Origin of the sequence: Pseudomonas sp. NPDC088429, from assembly GCF_044753305.1 — a bacterium.
GTDB classification, from domain to species: domain Bacteria; phylum Pseudomonadota; class Gammaproteobacteria; order Pseudomonadales; family Pseudomonadaceae; genus Aquipseudomonas; species Aquipseudomonas rustica.
In genome coordinates, this window is sequence record NZ_JBIVMX010000036.1 from 1 (window position 1) to 18632 (window position 18632).

The 18632-nt window shown below is 59.5% G+C and carries 15 protein-coding genes and 1 pseudogene; 2 read left to right on the forward strand and 14 right to left on the reverse strand.

The window, feature by feature from the left end; translation table 11 throughout:
• The 3 genes and pseudogenes from ACIP66_RS17985 to zwf form a co-directional block, all read right to left on the reverse strand.
• Positions 1–96: pseudogene (locus ACIP66_RS17985) on the reverse strand (keto-deoxy-phosphogluconate aldolase); the annotation flags it as partial.
• Positions 97–113: 17 nt separating this feature from the next.
• Entirely contained in the window at positions 114–827 is a 714-nt protein-coding gene (pgl, locus tag ACIP66_RS17990; RefSeq protein ID WP_159812809.1) for a 6-phosphogluconolactonase, read from the reverse strand.
• A complete protein-coding gene (gene zwf, locus ACIP66_RS17995) occupies positions 814–2280 on the reverse strand; it encodes a glucose-6-phosphate dehydrogenase (RefSeq protein ID WP_212543881.1) in 1467 nt (488 codons plus the stop codon). The genes pgl and zwf overlap by 14 nt, the downstream gene beginning before the upstream one ends.
• 225 nt (positions 2281–2505) lie before the next feature.
• On the opposite strand from zwf, the gene ACIP66_RS18000 reads away from it, so the two are divergent.
• The gene (locus tag ACIP66_RS18000) at positions 2506–3366 is read left to right on the forward strand and encodes a MurR/RpiR family transcriptional regulator (protein ID WP_171057240.1); all 861 of its coding nucleotides are present in this window, start codon (positions 2506–2508) and stop codon (positions 3364–3366) included.
• Positions 3367–3517: 151 nt separating this feature from the next.
• Here ACIP66_RS18000 and ACIP66_RS18005 read toward each other — a convergent pair whose 3' ends face one another.
• From ACIP66_RS18005 to edd, 11 genes are all read right to left on the reverse strand, one after another.
• Positions 3518–4372 carry a D-hexose-6-phosphate mutarotase gene (locus ACIP66_RS18005; protein WP_400649627.1) on the reverse strand — a complete coding sequence of 285 codons (855 nt, stop codon included), beginning with the start codon at positions 4370–4372 and terminating at the stop codon, positions 3518–3520.
• A 285-nt stretch (positions 4373–4657) separates the two neighbouring features.
• On the reverse strand, positions 4658–6007 hold the full coding sequence (locus ACIP66_RS18010; protein ID WP_159812812.1) for a carbohydrate porin: 1350 nt from the start codon (positions 6005–6007) through the stop codon (positions 4658–4660).
• Between the two features lie 192 nt (positions 6008–6199).
• The gene (locus ACIP66_RS18015; RefSeq protein ID WP_053123017.1) at positions 6200–7360 is read right to left on the reverse strand and encodes an ABC transporter ATP-binding protein; all 1161 of its coding nucleotides are present in this window, start codon (positions 7358–7360) and stop codon (positions 6200–6202) included.
• Between the two features lie 2 nt (positions 7361–7362).
• Positions 7363–8208, reverse strand: coding sequence for a carbohydrate ABC transporter permease (locus ACIP66_RS18020; RefSeq protein WP_007917872.1), 846 nt, complete (start codon positions 8206–8208; stop codon positions 7363–7365).
• Positions 8201–9109, reverse strand: coding sequence for a carbohydrate ABC transporter permease (locus ACIP66_RS18025; protein WP_008082808.1), 909 nt, complete (start codon positions 9107–9109; stop codon positions 8201–8203). The genes ACIP66_RS18020 and ACIP66_RS18025 overlap by 8 nt, the downstream gene beginning before the upstream one ends.
• A gap of 150 nt (positions 9110–9259) precedes the next feature.
• Entirely contained in the window at positions 9260–10561 is a 1302-nt protein-coding gene (locus ACIP66_RS18030; RefSeq protein ID WP_053123019.1) for an ABC transporter substrate-binding protein, read from the reverse strand.
• Between the two features lie 118 nt (positions 10562–10679).
• On the reverse strand, positions 10680–11939 hold the full coding sequence (locus ACIP66_RS18035) for an AGE family epimerase/isomerase (RefSeq protein WP_400649632.1): 1260 nt from the start codon (positions 11937–11939) through the stop codon (positions 10680–10682).
• Positions 11940–12162: 223 nt separating this feature from the next.
• A complete protein-coding gene (locus ACIP66_RS18040; RefSeq protein ID WP_053123022.1) occupies positions 12163–13632 on the reverse strand; it encodes an ATP-binding protein in 1470 nt (489 codons plus the stop codon).
• Positions 13622–14353, reverse strand: a complete 732-nt coding sequence (locus ACIP66_RS18045; protein ID WP_008082801.1) for a response regulator — start codon at positions 14351–14353, stop codon at positions 13622–13624. Before ACIP66_RS18045 ends, ACIP66_RS18040 begins: the two co-directional genes overlap by 11 nt.
• A gap of 175 nt (positions 14354–14528) precedes the next feature.
• A complete protein-coding gene (locus tag ACIP66_RS18050; protein ID WP_212548881.1) occupies positions 14529–15482 on the reverse strand; it encodes a glucokinase in 954 nt (317 codons plus the stop codon).
• Entirely contained in the window at positions 15479–17305 is a 1827-nt protein-coding gene (gene edd / locus ACIP66_RS18055) for a phosphogluconate dehydratase (RefSeq protein ID WP_212548880.1), read from the reverse strand. The genes ACIP66_RS18050 and edd overlap by 4 nt, the downstream gene beginning before the upstream one ends.
• Positions 17306–17525: 220 nt before the next feature.
• On the opposite strand from edd, the gene gap reads away from it, so the two are divergent.
• Positions 17526–18527, forward strand: a complete 1002-nt coding sequence (gap, locus tag ACIP66_RS18060) for a type I glyceraldehyde-3-phosphate dehydrogenase (protein ID WP_053123028.1) — start codon at positions 17526–17528, stop codon at positions 18525–18527.
• Positions 18528–18632 lie beyond the last annotated feature (105 nt).

Genomic DNA, 18632 nt, shown 5'->3' on the forward strand with positions numbered 1-18632 from the left:
GCTGGTGATCTCCGGCAGGATCCGCGCCTTGGCGCAGAGGCTGTCGATCAGGGCAACTTTGTCCGCCATGGCAACGGTCGGGGAGGGGGGTGTCATAGCGGCTGTTCCTTGGCTCATGGGCACCAGTAAATCTCTAACGTAGGTTGCAGAAACGCGCGCACCGGCATGGCGGCGACGTCATCGGATGCCAGCGCGGCATTCAGGGTGGTCAGTTTCGACTGACCGGAAATCGACAGAATTTTGTGTTTCGCCGAAGCCAGCAGCGCACGGCTCATGGTCAGGCGCTGACGCGGCACGCTCGGCGCCAGCATCGGCCAGCAACGGCGGGTGCCATCGGCTTGCAGCGCTTCGGCCAGGTTCGGACTGTTCGGGAACAGCGACGCGGTGTGACCGTCATCGCCCATGCCCAACACCAGCACGTCAATCGGCGGCAGCTCAGCGAGCAAGCGATCAGCCTGTTCAGCAGCCTGCTCGACATTCGCCGCAGCGCTATAAAGGCTGAGGAACTGCGCTTTCGCCGCCGGGCCTTTGAGCAGGTATTGCTTGAGCAGACCGGCATTGCTGTCGGCATGTTCAACCGGTACCCAGCGCTCGTCGGCGAGGGTCACGATGACCTTCGACCAGTCCAGTTCCTGTTTGGCCAGGTGCTGGAAAAACGCCACCGGGCTGCGACCGCCCGACACCACCAGCACCGCGTTGCCGCGTGCCGCAATGGCCTCGCTCAATTGCTTGGCGACATTCAGCGCCAGACCTTCAGCCAACAGCACCGGGCTCTTGAATTCGTGAGCGTTTACGCCCGCAGGCAGTTGCACATTAGATATCGCCATACCACGACCTCCCGTCCCGCGTGATCAATGCAATGGAGCTCATCGGCCCCCACGACCCGGCCGCGTACGGCTTGGGCGCGTCACCGGATTTTTTCCAACCGGCGATCAACTGGTCACACCATTTCCACGCGGCTTCGATTTCATCTTTACGGACAAACAGGTTCTGATTGCCGTTCATCACTTCCAGCAACAACCGCTCGTAGGCATCGGGGATCCGCGCGCTACGCCAGGTGTCAGAGAAATTCAATTGCAGCGGCCCGCTGCGCAGTTGCATGCCTTTGTCCAGGCCCTGCTCTTTGGTCATCACGCGCAAGGAAATGCCTTCGTCCGGTTGCAGGCGGATGATCAGTTTGTTGCTGATCTGCAAGCGCTGCTCGGGGGCGAAAATGTAGTGCGACGGTTCCTTGAAGTGGATAACGATCTGCGACAACTTCTGCGGCATACGCTTGCCGGTGCGCAGGTAGAACGGCACGCCGGCCCAGCGCCAGTTGCGGATGTCGGCACGCAAAGCGACGAAGGTTTCGGTGTCGCTCTGGGTGTTGGAATTTGGTTCTTCGAGGTAACCCGGTACGGATTTGCCTTCGCTGTGGCCGGCGATGTACTGGCCGCGCACCACTTGCGTAGTCAGGCCTTCCGGACTGATCGGCGCCAGCGCCTTGAGCACTTTTACTTTTTCGTCACGGATGCTGTCGGCAGACAGGTCAGCCGGCGGATCCATGGCGATCAGGCAGAGCAGCTGCAACAGGTGATTCTGGATCATGTCGCGCAGCTGGCCGGCCTTGTCGAAGTAGCCCCAACGGCCTTCGATGCCAACCTTCTCGGCCACGGTGATTTCCACGTGGGAGATGTAATTCTGGTTCCACTGGGTTTCGAACAGGCTGTTGGCGAAACGCAGGGCGATCAGGTTCTGAACGGTTTCTTTGCCCAGATAATGGTCGATACGGTAAGTGCGGTTCTCCGGGAAGAACTGCGCCACGGCATCGTTAACCTTGCGCGACGATTCGAGATCGGAGCCGATCGGTTTTTCCAGCACCACGCGGGTGTTTTCCGCCAGACCGACATTCGCCAGGTTCTCGCAGATCGCGCCGTACACCGCTGCCGGTGTGGCGAAGTAAGCAATCATGCGTTGCGTGCTGCCGGCCTGTTCGGCCAGCGCGACATAGTCTTCAGCCTTGAGGAAGTCGACGTGCAGGTAGCTCAGGCGCGCAAGAAAGCGCTCGGCCACGGCTTCGTCCAGCTCTTTGCCGACATAGCGGCGCAGTTCGGCGGCGATGAACGCCAGGTGCTGCTGCTCGGTGCCGTCTTCACGGGCCAACGCGATGATGCGCGTGTCCTCGTGCAACAGATCGGCGCCATCCAGGTGATACAGGGCAGGAAACAGCTTGCGCAGGGCCAGATCGCCGAGAGCGCCGAACAAGGCAAAGGTGCACGGTTCAACCGTAATCGAAGGCATGATGTTTGTTCTTTTATCAAGTTAAGCTACAAATACCTTTTTCAAGGCATCACTCAAGGGAAAATGTAGTAATAACCACAACATTTTCGCAAAATACAGATTCCGAGTGGTGGTCGGTCGGAGCCATCAGTAGGATAGGCCACCGTGACGGGCCACATCAAAGGCCCAATTTGCATAGATCAGCGCACCTTTGCGCTGGTGAATTAGGAATTCCATATGGACCGCGTGCGAAATTTACTGGAACAGATCCAGAGTCGCCTTGAAGACCTGAACAAGGCCGAACGCAAAGTCGCCGAGGTGATCCTGCTCAACCCACAGCAGGCCACCCGCTTCAGCATCGCCGCCCTCGCCCAGGCCGCGTCGGTGAGCGAACCGACGGTCAACCGTTTCTGCCGTTCGTTCGGCGTCAGCGGCTACCCGGAACTCAAGCTGCAATTGGCGCAGAGCCTGGCCAGTGGCGCGGCGTACGTCAGCCGCGCGGTCGAGGCCGATGACAATCCCGAGGCCTACACGCAAAAGATTTTCGGCAGCGCGATCGCCTCGCTGGACAGCGCTTGTCAGGCGCTGGATCCGAACCTGATCAGCCGCGCCGTTGACCTGTTGATTCAGGCGCGGCAGATCCACTTCTTTGGTCTCGGCGCCTCGGCACCGGTGGCGCTGGATGCGCAGCACAAGTTTTTCCGCTTCAACCTGGCCGTTACCGCGCATGCTGATGTACTGATGCAGCGGATGATTGCTTCGGTGGCGCATACCGGTGAGCTGTTCGTGATCATTTCCTACACCGGGCGCACCCGTGAACTGGTGGAAGTGGCGCGCATTGCTCGCGAGAACGGGGCTTCGGTGCTGGGTTTGACGGCGGAGAATTCGCCGCTGGCCAAGGCGAGTACCTTGAGCCTGAACATTCCGCTGCCGGAAGACACCGACATCTATATGCCGATGACTTCGCGGATCATTCAATTGACCGTGCTGGATGTGTTGGCGACCGGGATGACCTTGCGGCGCGGGGTGGATTTCCAGCCTCATCTGCGCAAGATCAAAGAGAGCTTGAATGCCAGCCGGTATCCGGTTGGGGATGAATTTAATTAGGACGCTTCGCGTAAAAGATCGCAGCCTTCGGCAGCTCCTACAGAGGTTGATCGTTCCCACGCTCTGCGTGGGAATGCAGCCCGTGACGCTCCGCGTCACTGGACGCGGAGCGTCCCTTGAGGCATTCCCACGCAGAGCGTGGGAACGATCATCAAGCCGCCGCCCACGCCTGCAAACTCAAATGCGCCTTCTCCCCCGGCGCCAGGTGCAGGCTGTCCGTCCCGCCCGCCGCCGCTTCAACACAGACAAACTCCGAAATCTCATCCCACGTCACGCCCAATAATGGCCGCGCCCCGGGATGCCAGACCACCGTGTCGGCACTGTCGCCGGTATCAATGCACAACTCGCGCTGCCAGGCATGATCTTTCAGCTGCAATTCGCCGTCATGCTGGAACACCCGCTGACACCCGCCATCCACGCGCAACTCGCCTTCCTGCTGACAGGTCTGGCGGCTCAACTGATCGTAACCCTGCGCCCCTTCGAGTCCAGACAGCGCTATCTCACCAACATCGCCAATACGCCAGTAAGCGTGCAAAGCCTGGCTCAACTGGCACGGCATATCATCCTGATGCTCGGTGCTCAGACGCAGATCCATGCGTTCGCCAAGGTGCGCGTGCAGGTCAACCTGCCAGTCGCACAGTTGCAATTGCCAGTGCAGACGCACGCCGTCATCGCAGGTGCTGCTGTCGATCAACTTCCAGTCGAGCAGGCGCGCCCAACCATGCGACGGCCAGGCGTTCTCGCTCGGATGACGGCCATACCACGGCCAGCAGACCGGCACACCGCCACGGATCGCCCCGACATGCGGCCACTTTGCCGCACACCACAACCACGGTTTTTGCCCGCGCGGCTGAAAGTGCAGCAACTGCGCGCCCTGACGACTGAACACCGCCTGACACAGCGGGTGATCGATCACCAACACGTCGCGCATCTGATAGCGCTCCCAAGCGAATATCGGCTGTTCGCGCAGGGATTTGAAGAAGCGTTGTAGCGGATGCTCATGCATGGGCCACGGTCCTGAAAATCATGGGGGTATTCAAATTCCACATTGCTGTTGTGGCGAGGGAGCTTGCTACCGCTGGGCTGCGAAGCGGCCCCTGAATCATTCACTGCGGTGTGTCAGTCAAATCTCATCAGCAGCGTTTACGACTGCTACGCAGCCGAGCGGGAGCAAGCTCCCTCGCCACAGAGGCATTACCTATGATTGCATCGACCTGTGTCACAAAAAAAAGCGGACAGCCTTGGCTGTCCGCAAATATGCGCACATAGAGAGGAGCTTATCGCAGACGCGTTAGAACGTAGACTGAATTTTCAGGCCAGCGACCAATGCGTTGTCCACATCATCCACACCGCCCGGGTGAGTGATGTACTGCAGGTTAGGACGTACGGTCAGCCAGTTTGTTACGTGGAAGCCGTAGTTGATTTCGTAGTTGTATTCGGTTTCACGAATCGGCGAGAACACCGGATTGTCGTAATCCGACACACCGTTGGAAACGTTCAGCAGCTCGGCGTTTTTCTTCACGTCATCGTTGACGTGGATACGTGCCGCGCCGATACCGACGTCATCCTTCGGACGTGCGTCGAACGGGCCTTTGTAGACAAACATCACCGACTGGTAGTTGTCGATGAAGTTGGTGTCTTTGTCGTGGAACGTGGCGTTGGCCGCGATGTTCAGACCGCGAGAAGCATCACCGTTGTGGCTGGTGAGTTGCTGTTGCGCCACAAACCAGTAGCCGCTTTTGCTGCTGTGAGATTTGTACGCGTCGCCCGTGGTAGCCGCGTCGAAACCGTTGACGTCTTCACGAACGTCGTCGGCATCGGCCGTGCTCTTGTAGTAACCGACGCGGTATTCGCCCGGCAAGCTGTTGACCTTCGGCGACCAGACCAATTCAACCGGCAACACAGTCCCTTTGGTACCACTGCCGCTGAGTTTGAAGCCGTTGCCGTGTTCCAGCTGCGACGGGTTCTGGTTGTAAGCACCGATTTGCGCGTAGAGCTCGTCGTTGATGTTGTACTTCACGCGGATCGCGGCCTGGCTGACGGGCCAGTTGTACCAGATGTTGGTGGCCCAGTTACCCACTTGGGAACCGCAGAACGCCAGGTTCTGGAAGTCGCACGGGAAGGTGTTGAAGTCTTCGCCTTCACCGAAGTAACCGGCCTTGACGTCGAGTTTGTTGTCGAAGAACTGGTGCTGAATCCACAACTGGGTCAGACGCACCATGTGGCCACGACCGTAGACTTCCTGCGAGGAGCTCAGGGTGCCGGCACGCGGATCGCCAACACGGTCGTTGGAGATGTTGTAACCGTTACGGTTGGTCAGCTGGATCTTGGCCTGAGTGTTATCCCAGCCCCACAGCTTTTGCAGATCGAGTGCCACGCCCAGACCGAACTGGTCAGCGTAACGCGCAGTCTTGTCGTCGTTGTAGCCACCGTTCAGGTTGCCACCGACTTCCCCAACGTAGTCAGCCTTGATGTCGATACCCTGCTCGATCAGCTTGGTACGCTCGCCACCCCAGTCGCCCGTCATCCATTTCGAATCGGAGCTGAAGGCATCCGCCGCCATGGCGTTACCGGCCAGCACCAATGCCGCCGCAGCTGATACTTGGCAGATCAACCGGGCATTGACGTGTTTCTTTTTCATCCCTACATCCTCGTCTTTATTGTTATTAACTGTTTTTATCTAACGCGGTTTACTTAAATTGCGATGGATTACAGGCAATCCGCCGCGTGCTCCTTTGTAGGAGTGAGCCTGCTCGCGATAGCGGTGTGTCAGGTAACAACTACATCAACTGACAGGACACAATCGCGAGCAGGCTCACTCCTACATTGATCTTCAGCGGCCTTTGAATTGGGCCACGTTCGCAGACCGCGCATCGGTCTGTGGTTGGCCGGCAGTGCCGAGGCGCTCGCCGGTGTTGGCATCGAACAACAACACTTTCGACGGATCGAATTGCAGCGTCAGGCTTTCGCCGACTTGCGGTGCCACGTCCGGCGCCAGACGGCAGCAGACTTTGGTTTCATTCAAATTGACGAACACCAGCGTGTCCGGACCGGTCGGCTCGGTGACCTGCACTTCGGCACGAATGCTTGGCAGGCCATTGCCCTCGCCGTTCGACAGAACGATCTGTTCCGGGCGCAGGCCGAGGATCACTTCGCGATCTTCAAGACCGGCATCCTGCATGCTCATCGGCAATTCGCAACGGGCCTGACCGCTGTCGAGCAGCGCCAGCAGACGACCGTCCTTGCGTTGCAGACGCAGCGGAATGAAGTTCATTGGCGGCGAACCGATGAAGCTCGCGACGAACAGGTTGGCCGGGTCGTTGTAGATCTCTTTCGGCGTACCGAACTGCTGAATGATGCCGTCCTTCATCACCGCCACTTTGTCGCCCAGGGTCATTGCCTCGATCTGGTCGTGGGTCACGTAGACCGTGGTGGTTTTCAGACGCTGGTGCATCAGTTTCATTTCGGTGCGCATCTCGACGCGCAGCTTGGCGTCGAGGTTGGACAACGGTTCGTCGAACAGATAAATCTTCGGACGACGCGCCAGTGCGCGGCCCATCGCCACACGCTGTTGCTGACCACCGGAGAGCTGACCCGGTTTGCGGTTCAGCAAATGTTCGATCTGCAGCAGCTTGGCGACGCGAGCGACTTCTTCGTCGATCGCCGCCTGAGGCATCTTGCGAATTTTCAGGCCGAATTCGATGTTCTCGCGCACGCTCATGGTCGGGTACAGCGCGTAGGACTGGAACACCATGGCGATGTCACGATCCTTCGGGCTCATGCCGCTGACGTCTTGATCACCGATCATGATCGCGCCGCCGGTGATGGTTTCGAGACCGGCGATGCAGTTCATCAACGTCGATTTGCCGCAGCCCGACGGGCCGACGAGGATCAGGAATTCGCCTTCCTTGATCGACAGTTCGATGTTCTTCAGGGTGTCCGGCAGGCCGGCACCGTAGGTCTTGTTTACGTTGCGAAGTTCGAGCGTTGCCATGATTACCCCTTGACTGCGCCGGCCGTCAGCCCGCGCACGAAATACTTGCCTGCGACCACATAGACCAGCAGGGTCGGCAGGCCGGCGATCATCGCCGCTGCCATATCAACGTTGTATTCCTTGGCGCCGGTGCTGGTGTTGACCAGGTTGTTCAGCGCCACCGTGATCGGTTGCGAATCACCGCTGGAGAACACCACACCGAACAGGAAGTCGTTCCAGATCTGGGTGAATTGCCAGATCAGGCAGACCATGATGATCGGCGTCGACATCGGCAGAATGATGCGGCGGAAAATCGTGAAGAAACCCGCGCCATCCAGACGTGCGGCTTTCACCAGCGCATCCGGAATGCTCACGTAGTAGTTACGGAAGAACAGCGTAGTAAACGCCAGACCGTAAACCACGTGGATAAACACCAGGCCGGTGGTGGTGCTCGCCAGGCCCATTTTGCCGAGGGTGAACGAGGCCGGCAGCAGCACGGTCTGGAACGGCAGGAAGCAACCGAACAACAGCAGGCCGAAGAACAACTGCGAACCACGGAAGCGCCAGAACGACAGCACGTAACCGTTCAATGCACCGATGGCGGTGGAGATGATCACGGCCGGAACGGTGATCTTGATCGAGTTCCAGAAGTAACCGTCAACCGTGGCCCAGGCCTTGACCCAGCCGATGCCGCTGACCACGGTCGGCCAGCTCAACAGGTTGCCGGTGCTGATGTCTTCCGGGGTCTTGAAGCTGGTCAGCAACATGACCACCAGCGGCACCAGATAAAGCAGTACGGCAAGGATCAGCACCGCGTAGATCGCGATGCGACTCAGGCTGATAGCAGGTTTGGCAGCGAGACTAGTCATTGCGCTTGGTCCTCAGCTCGGAATACAGGTAAGGCACGATGATCGCGAGGATCGCACCGAGCATCAGAATCGCACTGGCCGAGCCCATGCCCATCTGGCCGCGACTGAAGGTGAAGGAATACATGAACATCGCGGGCAGATCGGAGGAGTAACCCGGACCACCAGCGGTCATCGCCGCGACCAGGTCGAAGCTCTTGATCGCGATGTGCGCCAGAATCATCACGGCACTGAAGAACACCGGACGCAGGCTTGGCAGCACCACTTTCCAGTAGATCATCGGCATGCTCGCGCCATCGATCTGGGCGGCACGGATGATCGATTGATCAACGCCACGCAGGCCGGCGAGGAACATCGCCATGATGAAGCCCGAGGCTTGCCAGACAGCAGCGATCACCAGGCAATACACCACGCGATCAGGGTCGATCAGCCAGTCGAGACGGAAGCCTTCCCAGCCCCAGTCACGCAACAATTTGTCCAGGCCCATGCCCGGGTTGAGCAGCCATTTCCACGCGGTACCGGTGACGATCATCGAGAGCGCCATCGGGTACAGGTAAATGGTGCGGATAAAGCCTTCGCGACGGATGCGCTGATCGAGGAACACCGCCAGCAACACACCGATCACCAAAGTGATGCCGATGAACATGCCGCCGAACACCGCGAGGTTTTTGCTCGCGACCCACCAGCGATCGTTATCGAACAACCGCGCGTATTGCGCCAGACCGGCCCACTTGTAGTTGGGCAGGAAAGTCGAGGTGGTGAACGACAGCACGAACGTCCACAGGATGTAGCCATAGAAGCCCACCAGAACGATGAACATGCTCGGCGCCAGCACCAGTTTTGGTAGCCAGCGCTGCAATGCATCGAACGGCGAGGCCTTGCTGAACACAGCAACAGAACTCATGGGGAAATCCAGTACGAGAGAAAAGGACTACATGGGCAACTCGCCCCCTTGTAGGAGTGAGCCTGCTCGCGATTGCGGTGAGTCAGTTGATAAATCTGTTACCTGACCAACTGCTATCGCGAGCAGGCTCACTCCTACAGGGGCCAAGCATTACTTGGCGGACTTGATCGCTGCGCCGAGTTTCTTGGCGGTGTCGGCCGGGTCGGCTTTCGGGTCGTTGATGTAGTTGGTCACGACATCAAAGAACGCGCCTTGCACGGCCAGCGTGGTCGCCATGTTGTGCGCCATGCTTGGTTGCAGGCCGCCGGATTTGGCGTCAGCCAGGAAGTCCTTGGCAGCGGTCTGTGCGCAGGAATCGAAGCCCAGCGCTTCCATGTTGTTCAACATGTCGTTGCGAACCGGGATCGAGCCTTTGTTGATGCTGAAGACTTTCTGGAAGTTTTCACCCAACACGACTTTGGCAATGTCTTTCTGACCGGCCGCAGTGCCTGCGTCTTTCTGCTTGAACACAGCCAGCGAGTCGATGTTGTAGGTGAACGCTTTGTCGGTGCCCGGGAAGGCTACGCACTCGTAATCCTTGCCGGCGATTTTCTTGGCGGCAGTCCATTCGGACTTGGCCCAGTCACCCATGATCTGCATGCCGGCCTTGCCGTTGATGACTTTGGCCGCTTCCAGGTTCCAGTCCTGACCTTTGCCGTCGACGTCCATGTAGGTCGCGACTTTCTTCAGCTCGGTCAGTGCCTTGACCATTTCCGGACCGGTCAGCGCGCCGTTGTCCAGATCAACCAGGGCTTTCTTGTAACCATCGACACCCATGACCGAGAGCACCACGGCTTCGAACACGGTGCTGTCCTGCCAAGGCTGACCGCCGTGAGCCAGCGGAATGAAGCCCGCAGCCTTCAGCTTGTCGCCCGCAGCGTAGAATTCTTCGAGGGTGGTCGGGTTCTTGGTGATGCCGGCTTTCTTGAAGACTTCCGGGTTGATCCACAGCCAGTTCACACGGTGAATGTTCACCGGCACGGCCACGTAATCACCGTCGTACTTCACGGTATCGGAGACTTTCTTATCGAGCAGGCTGTCCCACTTTTCCGACTTGGCGACGTCTTTCAGCACGTCGGTGTCGAGCAGGCCGGTCGATGCCCATTCCTGGATGTCCGGGCCTTTGATCTGAGCAACGCCAGGCGGGTTGCCAGCAACGGCACGGCTTTTCAGCACGGTCATGGCAGTGGCACCGCCACCACCGGCGACAGCGCCGTCTTTCCAGGTGAAACCGTCTTTTTCGACTTGAGCCTTGAGCACATCAACAGCGGCTTTTTCGCCACCGGACGTCCACCAGTGCACGACTTCGACCGAACCTTTGGATTCGGCAGCAGAAACACTGAGAGGCAGAATTGCGAGCGGGAACAGGGAGGCGACAGAAATGACAGTAGCGAGGCGAGAAATCGCATTCATCTGAGATGTACCTTTCTTGTTGTTATGCATGCAAGTCTGGTGCTTGCGCTGCACAGGAGTTTAAACAGGACGTTTCCCTTCGCAGGTAACGAAGGGACGCGCGAATGTCACCGCATGGTTACACAGGAATCTCTTGAGACAACTGCGCCAAAGCAGTCGCCATGCTAGGTGACAAGGGTAGACGAGGGATCAGCACCGCTTGCCAGGCGTGATACAGGTCGGGTTTGCCCGCCCAGATATCGGCACTTGGGACGTTTTGCGGGTTGAGTTCGTGGTGCCAACTGCCGTCGCAACGATCGATGAAATGCGTTTCGCAGAATTCCCAGAACAGCCGATACCAGGTTTCGTATTGCTCATCGCCGGTGCGTTTGAGCAAGGCGCTGGCGGCGGCGCTGGCTTCAGCGTGCGTCCAGTGCAAGCGATGACGGACGACGGCTTTGTTGTTCCAGTCGAGGGTGTAAACGATGCCCGGCAAACCATCGACGTTCCAGCCGTTGCGGCAATTGTTTTCGAAGAGTTTCTGCGCATCGGTCGCCAGCCAGCCCGGTGTGAGCATGCCGGCCTGCACCCGCGCCGCTTCGAGGTGCAGCAACAGCCGCGCCCACTCGAAACCGTGGCCCGGCGTGGTGCCGTAAGGGCGGAAACCGTCAGCCGGATTGTCGTGGTTGTATTCGCGCAGCGGTTGCCAGTCGCGATCGAAGTGTTCGATGACCATGTAACCGTTGCCGGCCGCGTGAGCGTGGATCACCCGCTCAACGATGCGTTGCGCGCGCACCAGCCAGCGCGGGTCTTCGGTGACATCGGCCAGTGCGAGGAACGCCTCGGTGGCGTGCATGTTGCTGTTGGCGCCGCGATAGGCTTCTTCTTCGCTCCAGTCGCGATTGAAGAATTCGCGCATGGCGCCCTCTTCTTCGCTCCAGAAATACGTGTCGATGATGTCGATCGCATCATCCAGCAACGCTTGCGCGCCGGGGCGTTTTGCGGCCACAGCAGAGCTGGCGGCCAGCGCGACGAAGGCATGCAGATAGGCGTTTTTGCCGGTGTTGTCGTCGCGGTGTTCGGCGAGGGCGAACCAGCCACCGTGCAACGCATCACGCAACGGCCCGCGCAATGCGGCGATGCCGTGATCGACCAGTTCAGCGAAACCCGGCAAGCCCTGAATATGGGCCATGGCGAAGCTGTGGGTCATGCGCGCGGTGTTCATGGTTTCGGCTTGCGCGTTCGCTGGCAGGCGGCCGCGTTCGTCGAGGTTGCCGAAACCTTGCGGGAGTTTTGCAGCCTTGGCGAAATCCAGCAGACGCAGGCCTTCAGCGGCGAGCCATTGCTGGTGGGCATGGGCGTTCAGCCAACTGCTGAAGCCGGGTTGGAAGCGATCCATGGGTGGCCTTTTTTGTTGTTATGACTGCGGGGAGTCTAAACAACGGGCCGGGGTGGGCTTGTAACGAAGGGGGCGGGTTTTGTCACCAGCCAGTTACATTTGTGTTGTCAGGTCGGACGCCTTCGCGAGCAAGCCCGCTCCCACATTCGACCGCATTCTTCCCGATGGAATGCGGTCACCTGTGGGAGCGGGCTTGCTCGCGAAGAACGATAACGCGGTCTACCTAGTCAGCACTGCGCGGCAATTGCAGGGTCACCCGCAACCCACCCTCACGCAAATTCTGCAACGTCACTTCGCCGCCATGACTGTGGGCGATGTTGCGCGCAATGCCCAATCCCAGGCCATACCCCTGCTGCTGCCCCGCCAACCGGAAGTGCGGCTCGAACACCTGCTCCAGCCGCTGCTCCGGCACGCCCGGGCCTTCGTCATCAACGTGCAAGACAAACGCGCTGTCATCGTCATCGATGTGCAGATGCGCGTTCTGCCCGTACTTCAACGCGTTGTCGATCAAGTTGCCAATGCAGCGTTTCAACGCCAACGGCTTGCCCGAATACGCCGCCAGCGCCCGCCCCTGCTGGGTCACGCGGCCATTGCCGTTTGGCGCCAGATACGGCTCGACCAGACAATCGAGTACATGATTGAGATCGACCGGTTCAATGTTCTCGTGGATGTCGGTGTCTTTCACGCATTGCAGCGCGCCTTTGACCAGCAACTCCAACTCGTCGAGATCGCGGCCGAACTTGGCTTGCAGTTGCTCGTCTTCAAGCAACTCCACGCGCAAACGCAAACGGGTGATCGGTGTGCGCAGGTCATGGGAGATAGCACTGAACAACTGGCTGCGTTCGGTCAGGTAACGACTGATGCGTTCGCGCATGCTGTTGAACGCGCGCCCTACTTCCACCACTTCACTGCCGCCGCCCTCCGCCACCGGCTCAACGTCGGCACCCAGCGACATGTCCCGCGCCGCACGTGCCAGACGCTTGAGCGGACGGCTCTGCCAGTGCACCAGCACGCCGATGAACAACAACAGAAAGCCACTGGTGAGGACGATGAACCACACCTGCTGCGACGGCAGGCCTTGTTCTTCAAGACTGGTGTACGGCTCGGGCAGCAACGAGGCGATGTACAGCCATTCGCCCGGCGCCATCTGGATTTGCGTGACCAGAACCGGCGGATTGACCGGCTCGAGGGTCAACGCGTAATGCGCCCACGAGCGTGGCAATTCATCGAGTTTCAGCCCGGCATTGAAGATCCGCAGATCCTCGGGACTGACAAAGGTCACCGAAATATCGGTGTCATGACCGAGGGTCTGGCGCAGCACTTCGTCGACGGCTTTCATCACCGCCGCTTTACGCGGGGTGACCGGCAAAACGTCCATGCCCAGCGGTTTGTCATTGAGCGTCACGACAAATCGGGTGCCGCCCATGCTGCGCAATTGGTCGAGCACCAGTGGTCGATAAGCCACTGGCAACGAGCGGAAATAACTGACGCTGGCGGTCATCGAATGGGCGAGGCTGCGGGCGCTGGTGACCAGGCCTTCGAGCTGGGTGGCGCGCAGTTGCGAGACCCAGATCACGCTGGACAACGTCTGCGCAAACAGCACGGCGAGCAAGGTCAGCAGCAACATCCGCCCAAGCAGCGAGCGCGGCACTGGTACCTTGGCGGCGAGTTTACGCAGCGACTCAGTGACCATTGCCGGCAACCACATTGGCTGCCAATTGGTAACCGCTGCCGCGCACGGTGCGGATCAGTCGCGGCGGTTTTTCCGTATCGCGCAGGCGTTGGCGCAAGCGGCTGACGGCCATGTCGACGATGCGATCGAGCGGCATCAGGTCGCGGCCACGGGTGGCATTGCCGATGGTGTCGCGGTCGAGAATTTCCTGCGGATGATCAAGGAACAGTTTCAGCAGGGCGAAATCGGCGCCGGAGAGAATCACTTCTTCGCCGTCGGTGTGAAAGAGACGATGACTGACCATGTCCAGCCGCCATTCATCAAACGCCAGCACTTCGCTGCCATTACGTTCCTGACCGAATTGCGCGCGGCGCAGCAGGGCTTTGATCCGCGCTTGCAGTTCGCGCGGGCTGAAGGGTTTGCCGAGGTAGTCGTCAGCGCCGAGTTCGAGTCCGATCACGCGATCGGCTTCGTCGGAACTGGCGGTGAGCATGATGATCGGCACCTGCGCCTGACGCGGATGCTGACGCACCCAGCGGCACAGGCTGAAGCCGTCCTCGTCGGGGAGCATGACATCGAGGATCACCAGATCACTCGGCGCCTCGTTGAGTGCCTGACGGAAACTGGCGCCATCGGCCGTGGCACGTACCTGAAACCCGGCGCGGGTCAGGTAGGTTTCCAGCAACTCGCGTATTTCCTGGTCGTCATCGACCAACAATATCGACTTGTTGACTGAGCTCACTTCGAAGGCATCCTTGTTGTTGGAATTGGGGCGGATTATGCCTGATGAACCGATCGTTCCCACGCTGATCGTTCCCACGCTCTGCGTGGGAATGCCTCTGGGGACGCTCCGCGTCCAGTGACGCGGAGCGTCACGGGCTGCATTCCCACGCGGAGCATGGGAACGATCTCACGCTTCAGCCTGCCTGTTCCAGAGCCACACCCGCGCCCATCAGCCCGGAATACGGCGCTGTCACCAGCCACACTGGAATGCCTTTGAAGTAATCACTCATGCAACCTTTATCCGCAAAGCTGCGAGCAAAACCGCTTTCGAGGAAGAAATCGGCAAACCGTGGAATCACGCCGCCAACGATAAACACCCCGCCACGCCCACCCGTGGTCAGCACGTTATTGCCGGCGACACGGCCGAGCCAGCAGCAGAACTGCTCGAGCACTTCCAGCGCAATCGGATCACCCGCCAGCCCGGCCGCGGTAATCGCTTCCGGCGTATCGAGTGTCGGTTCATGTCCGTCCACCGCGCAGATCGCCCGGTAAACCCGAGGCAAACCGCCGCCGCTCAACGCCGTCTCGGCGCTGACATGGCCGATTTCGTTATGGATGTGCTGCCACAATTGCGTTTCACGCGGGCTGCTCAGCGGCAGATCGACGTGACCGCCCTCGCCCGGCAATGCGGCAAAACGGCCTTCGCCCAAATCGAGCAAAGTGCCCACGCCAAGGCCAGTGCCCGGGCCGATCACCACCGCCGGGCGCAACGGCTCCGGCGTGCCTTCGCAGACCACGCGGAATTCGCCGGGCTGCAAACGGGTCATGCCCAGCGCCATCGCCGAGAAGTCGTTGACCAGCAACAACTGCTCGACCTGCAAGGTTTTGCAGAACGCCGTGCGGCTCAGTCGCCAGTGGTTATTGGTGAATTTAAATTCATCACCACTGACCGGACCGGCCACCGACAGGCACACCGAACCGATCGAACCCGGCGCCAGACCGAGCCCGCTCAGGTAAAGGCTGATCGCCTCTTCCGGGCTGGCGTGGTCGGCGGTGGCCAAGACCTGAACCGATTGCAGTTGCTGATCTTTCCACAACGCAAACCGTGCGTTAGTGCCTCCGATGTCACCGACCAAAGCCAGTTTCAATTAAGCGTCTCCAGGGCAGAAGTGAAGGCGCTGGCGCCCTGCTCTGCCGAGCTGAAGGCCATGCGCATAAAGCCGAACAGTTCGCGTCCGCTGCCGATGTTGTTGCCCAACAGGCCTTTGGCGGGTTCGCGCGCTGCAAATTCTTCGGCGTCGACTTTAAGTTCCAAAGTGCCTTTGACGCCATCGACGCGGATGATATCGCCCTCTTGCACGCGTGCCAAAGCGCCACCGACATAAGCTTCGGGGCTGACGTGAATCGCCGCCGGGATTTTCCCCGAGGCGCCGGACATGCGTCCGTCAGTCACCAGCGCGACTTTGAAGCCGCGATCCTGCAGCACACCGAGGAACGGCGTCATCTTGTGCAACTCGGGCATGCCGTTGGAGCGCGGGCCCTGGAAGCGCATCACGGCGACAAAATCTTTTTCCAGCAGACCGGCCTTGAACGCGTCGGCCAGATCCTGTTGATCCTGGAACACCATCGCTGGTGCTTCGACGATCTGGTTTTCCAGCGCCACCGCAGACACTTTCATCACACCGCGCCCGAGGTTGCCTTCCATCACGCGCAAACCACCTTCCTGCGAGAACGCACGCGCGACCGGGCGCAGGATGTTTTCGTCGAGGCTGTCGACCGGGCCTTCACGCCAGACCAGTTCACCGTTATCGAGGAACGGTTCTTTGGTGTACTTGCTCAAGCCGTGGCCGAGCACGGTGTTGACGTCTTCGTGCAACAGACCGGCGCCGAGCAGTTCGCGGATCAGGAACGACATACCGCCCGCCGCCTGGAAGTGGTTGATGTCGGCTTTGCCGTTCGGGTAGACGTGGCTCAGGGTCGGCACGACTTCGGAGAGGTCGGCCATGTCCTGCCAGGTCAGTTGAATGCCTGCCGCCATGGCGATGGCCGGCATGTGCAGGGTGTGGTTGGTCGAACCGCCGGTGGCATGCAGCGCCACAATCGAGTTGACCAGCGACTTCTCGTCGACGATTTCGCCGATCGGCATGAAGTTGCCGTTTTGTTTGGTCAGGCGCGTCACCTGGTGCGCGGCTTCGCGGGTCAGCGCGTCACGCAGCGGCGTGTTCGGGTTGACGAACGAGGCGCCCGGCAAGTGCAGGCCCATGACTTCCATCAGCAACTGGTTGGTGTTGGCGGTGCCGTAGAACGTGCAGGTGCCCGGGCTGTGGTAGGACTTCATCTCCGATTCCAGCAGCTCTTCGCGGGTCGCTTTGCCTTCGGCGTACTTCTGGCGCACGTCGGCTTTTTCCTTGTTGGAAATCCCCGAGACCATCGGCCCGCCCGGCACGAAAATCGTCGGCAGGTGGCCGAAACGCAGCGACCCCATCATCAGGCCCGGCACGATCTTGTCGCAGATGCCGAGCATCAGCGCGCCGTCGAACATGTTGTGCGACAGCGCTACCGCTGTGGACATGGCAATCACTTCGCGGCTCGGCAGGCTCAGTTCCATGCCCGGCTCGCCTTGGGTCACGCCGTCGCACATCGCCGGGGTACCACCGGCGAACTGGCCGACCGAGCCGATTTCGCGCAGGGCGTTTTTGATCTGTTCCGGGAACACTTCGTACGGCTGGTGCGCCGAGAGCATGTCGTTATAAGACGAAACAATGGCGATGTTCGCCGAGTTCATCATCCGCAGGCTGTGCTTGTCTTCGCTGCCGCAACCGGCCACGCCATGGGCGAAGTTGGCGCATTGCAGCTTGCCGCGCATCGGCCCGTCAGTGGCGGCGCCGCGAATCAGTGCAAGGTAAGCCTGACGCGTGGCGCGGCTGCGGGCGATAAGCCGTTCGGTGACCTCAAGAACGCGGGGATGCATGTGTAGAACTCCAGGCTAACGGATGTGGCGACCTGATTGTCTATGCTGATCAAACGCCGTTGTTGTTGGAATGACAGACGGTTTTTTTGATCATTCGGACCAGTTGATTCAGGTCACTCGTTGTAGATAAAACAAAATATTGCCATTAAAAAGGCTTGTTTTCTATTTTTATGCGAATAATCTTGTAATTCCAACAACAAAACGACGGCGGCGCTGTTCCATGACTCTACGAATCGCAATCAATGGTTTTGGCCGCATCGGCCGTAATGTCCTGCGCGCACTGTATACCCAAGGCTATCGACAGGATTTGCAGATCGTCGCCATCAACGATCTGGGCGACAGCTCGATCAACGCCCATCTGCTCAAATACGACACCGTTCACGGCACGTTCGACGCGCAAGTCGAGCACGACAACGAGAGTCTGACCGTCAACGGCGACCGCATTGCGGTCAGCGCGATTCGCAATCCGGCCGACCTGCCCTGGGCCGCGGAAAAGATTGATGTGGTGTTTGAATGCACCGGTCTCTTTACCGACCGCGCCAAAGCGGCCGCGCATATTACTGCCGGCGCGCGCAAAGTGATCATCTCGGCCCCGGCCAAAGGCGCCGACGCCACCGTCGTTTATGGTGTGAACCACGACATTCTGCGCCAGTCGCACCAGATCATCTCCAACGCTTCGTGCACCACCAACTGCCTGGCGCCAGTGGCGCAGGTGCTGCACCGTGAGCTGGGCATCGAAAGTGGCTTGATGACCACCATTCACGCCTACACCAACGATCAGAACCTCACCGACGTCTACCACACCGACCCGTACCGCGCGCGTTCGGCCACGCAAAACATGATTCCGAGCAAGACCGGCGCTGCTGAAGCGGTCGGCCTGGTGCTGCCGGAACTGGCCGGCAAACTGACCGGCATGGCCGTGCGGGTGCCGGTGATCAATGTCTCGCTGGTGGATTTGACCGTGCAATTGAAGCGCGAAGCCTCGGCGGATGAGGTCAATGCGCTGCTCAAGGCTGCGAGCCAGCATTCGAAGATTTTGGGTTACAACACGTTGCCGCTGGTTTCCAGCGACTTCAACCACAACCCGCTGTCGTCGATCTTCGACGCCAACCACACCAAATCCAGCGGCAAACTGCTGAAAGTGCTGGCCTGGTACGACAACGAGTGGGGCTTCTCCAACCGCATGCTGGATAACTGCCTGGCGCTGTGTAACGCCGAGTAAGGGTGCCTCGCTCTCCCCGTAGGAGCTGCCGAAGGCTTCGATCTTTTGATCTTGTTTTTAAGATCAACATCAAAAGATCGCAGCCTTCGGCAGCTCCTACATTTA

What these genes read in the sequence shown, in the direction of transcription:
- pgl (WP_159812809.1), bottom strand. Translation starts at nt 827, where the DNA reads ATGGCGATATCTAATGTGCAACTGCCTGCGGGCGTAAACGCTCACGAA.
- zwf (WP_212543881.1), bottom strand. Translation starts at nt 2,280, where the DNA reads ATGCCTTCGATTACGGTTGAACCGTGCACCTTTGCCTTGTTCGGCGCT.
- ACIP66_RS18005 (WP_400649627.1), bottom strand. Translation starts at nt 4,372, where the DNA reads ATGCATGAGCATCCGCTACAACGCTTCTTCAAATCCCTGCGCGAACAG.
- ACIP66_RS18010 (WP_159812812.1), bottom strand. Translation starts at nt 6,007, where the DNA reads ATGAAAAAGAAACACGTCAATGCCCGGTTGATCTGCCAAGTATCAGCT.
- ACIP66_RS18015 (WP_053123017.1), bottom strand. Translation starts at nt 7,360, where the DNA reads ATGGCAACGCTCGAACTTCGCAACGTAAACAAGACCTACGGTGCCGGC.
- ACIP66_RS18020 (WP_007917872.1), bottom strand. Translation starts at nt 8,208, where the DNA reads ATGACTAGTCTCGCTGCCAAACCTGCTATCAGCCTGAGTCGCATCGCG.
- ACIP66_RS18025 (WP_008082808.1), bottom strand. Translation starts at nt 9,109, where the DNA reads ATGAGTTCTGTTGCTGTGTTCAGCAAGGCCTCGCCGTTCGATGCATTG.
- ACIP66_RS18030 (WP_053123019.1), bottom strand. Translation starts at nt 10,561, where the DNA reads ATGAATGCGATTTCTCGCCTCGCTACTGTCATTTCTGTCGCCTCCCTG.
- ACIP66_RS18035 (WP_400649632.1), bottom strand. Translation starts at nt 11,939, where the DNA reads ATGGATCGCTTCCAACCCGGCTTCAGCAGTTGGCTGAACGCCCATGCC.
- ACIP66_RS18040 (WP_053123022.1), bottom strand. Translation starts at nt 13,632, where the DNA reads ATGGTCACTGAGTCGCTGCGTAAACTCGCCGCCAAGGTACCAGTGCCG.
- edd (WP_212548880.1), bottom strand. Translation starts at nt 17,305, where the DNA reads ATGCATCCCCGCGTTCTTGAGGTCACCGAACGGCTTATCGCCCGCAGC.
- gap (WP_053123028.1), top strand. Translation starts at nt 17,526, where the DNA reads ATGACTCTACGAATCGCAATCAATGGTTTTGGCCGCATCGGCCGTAAT.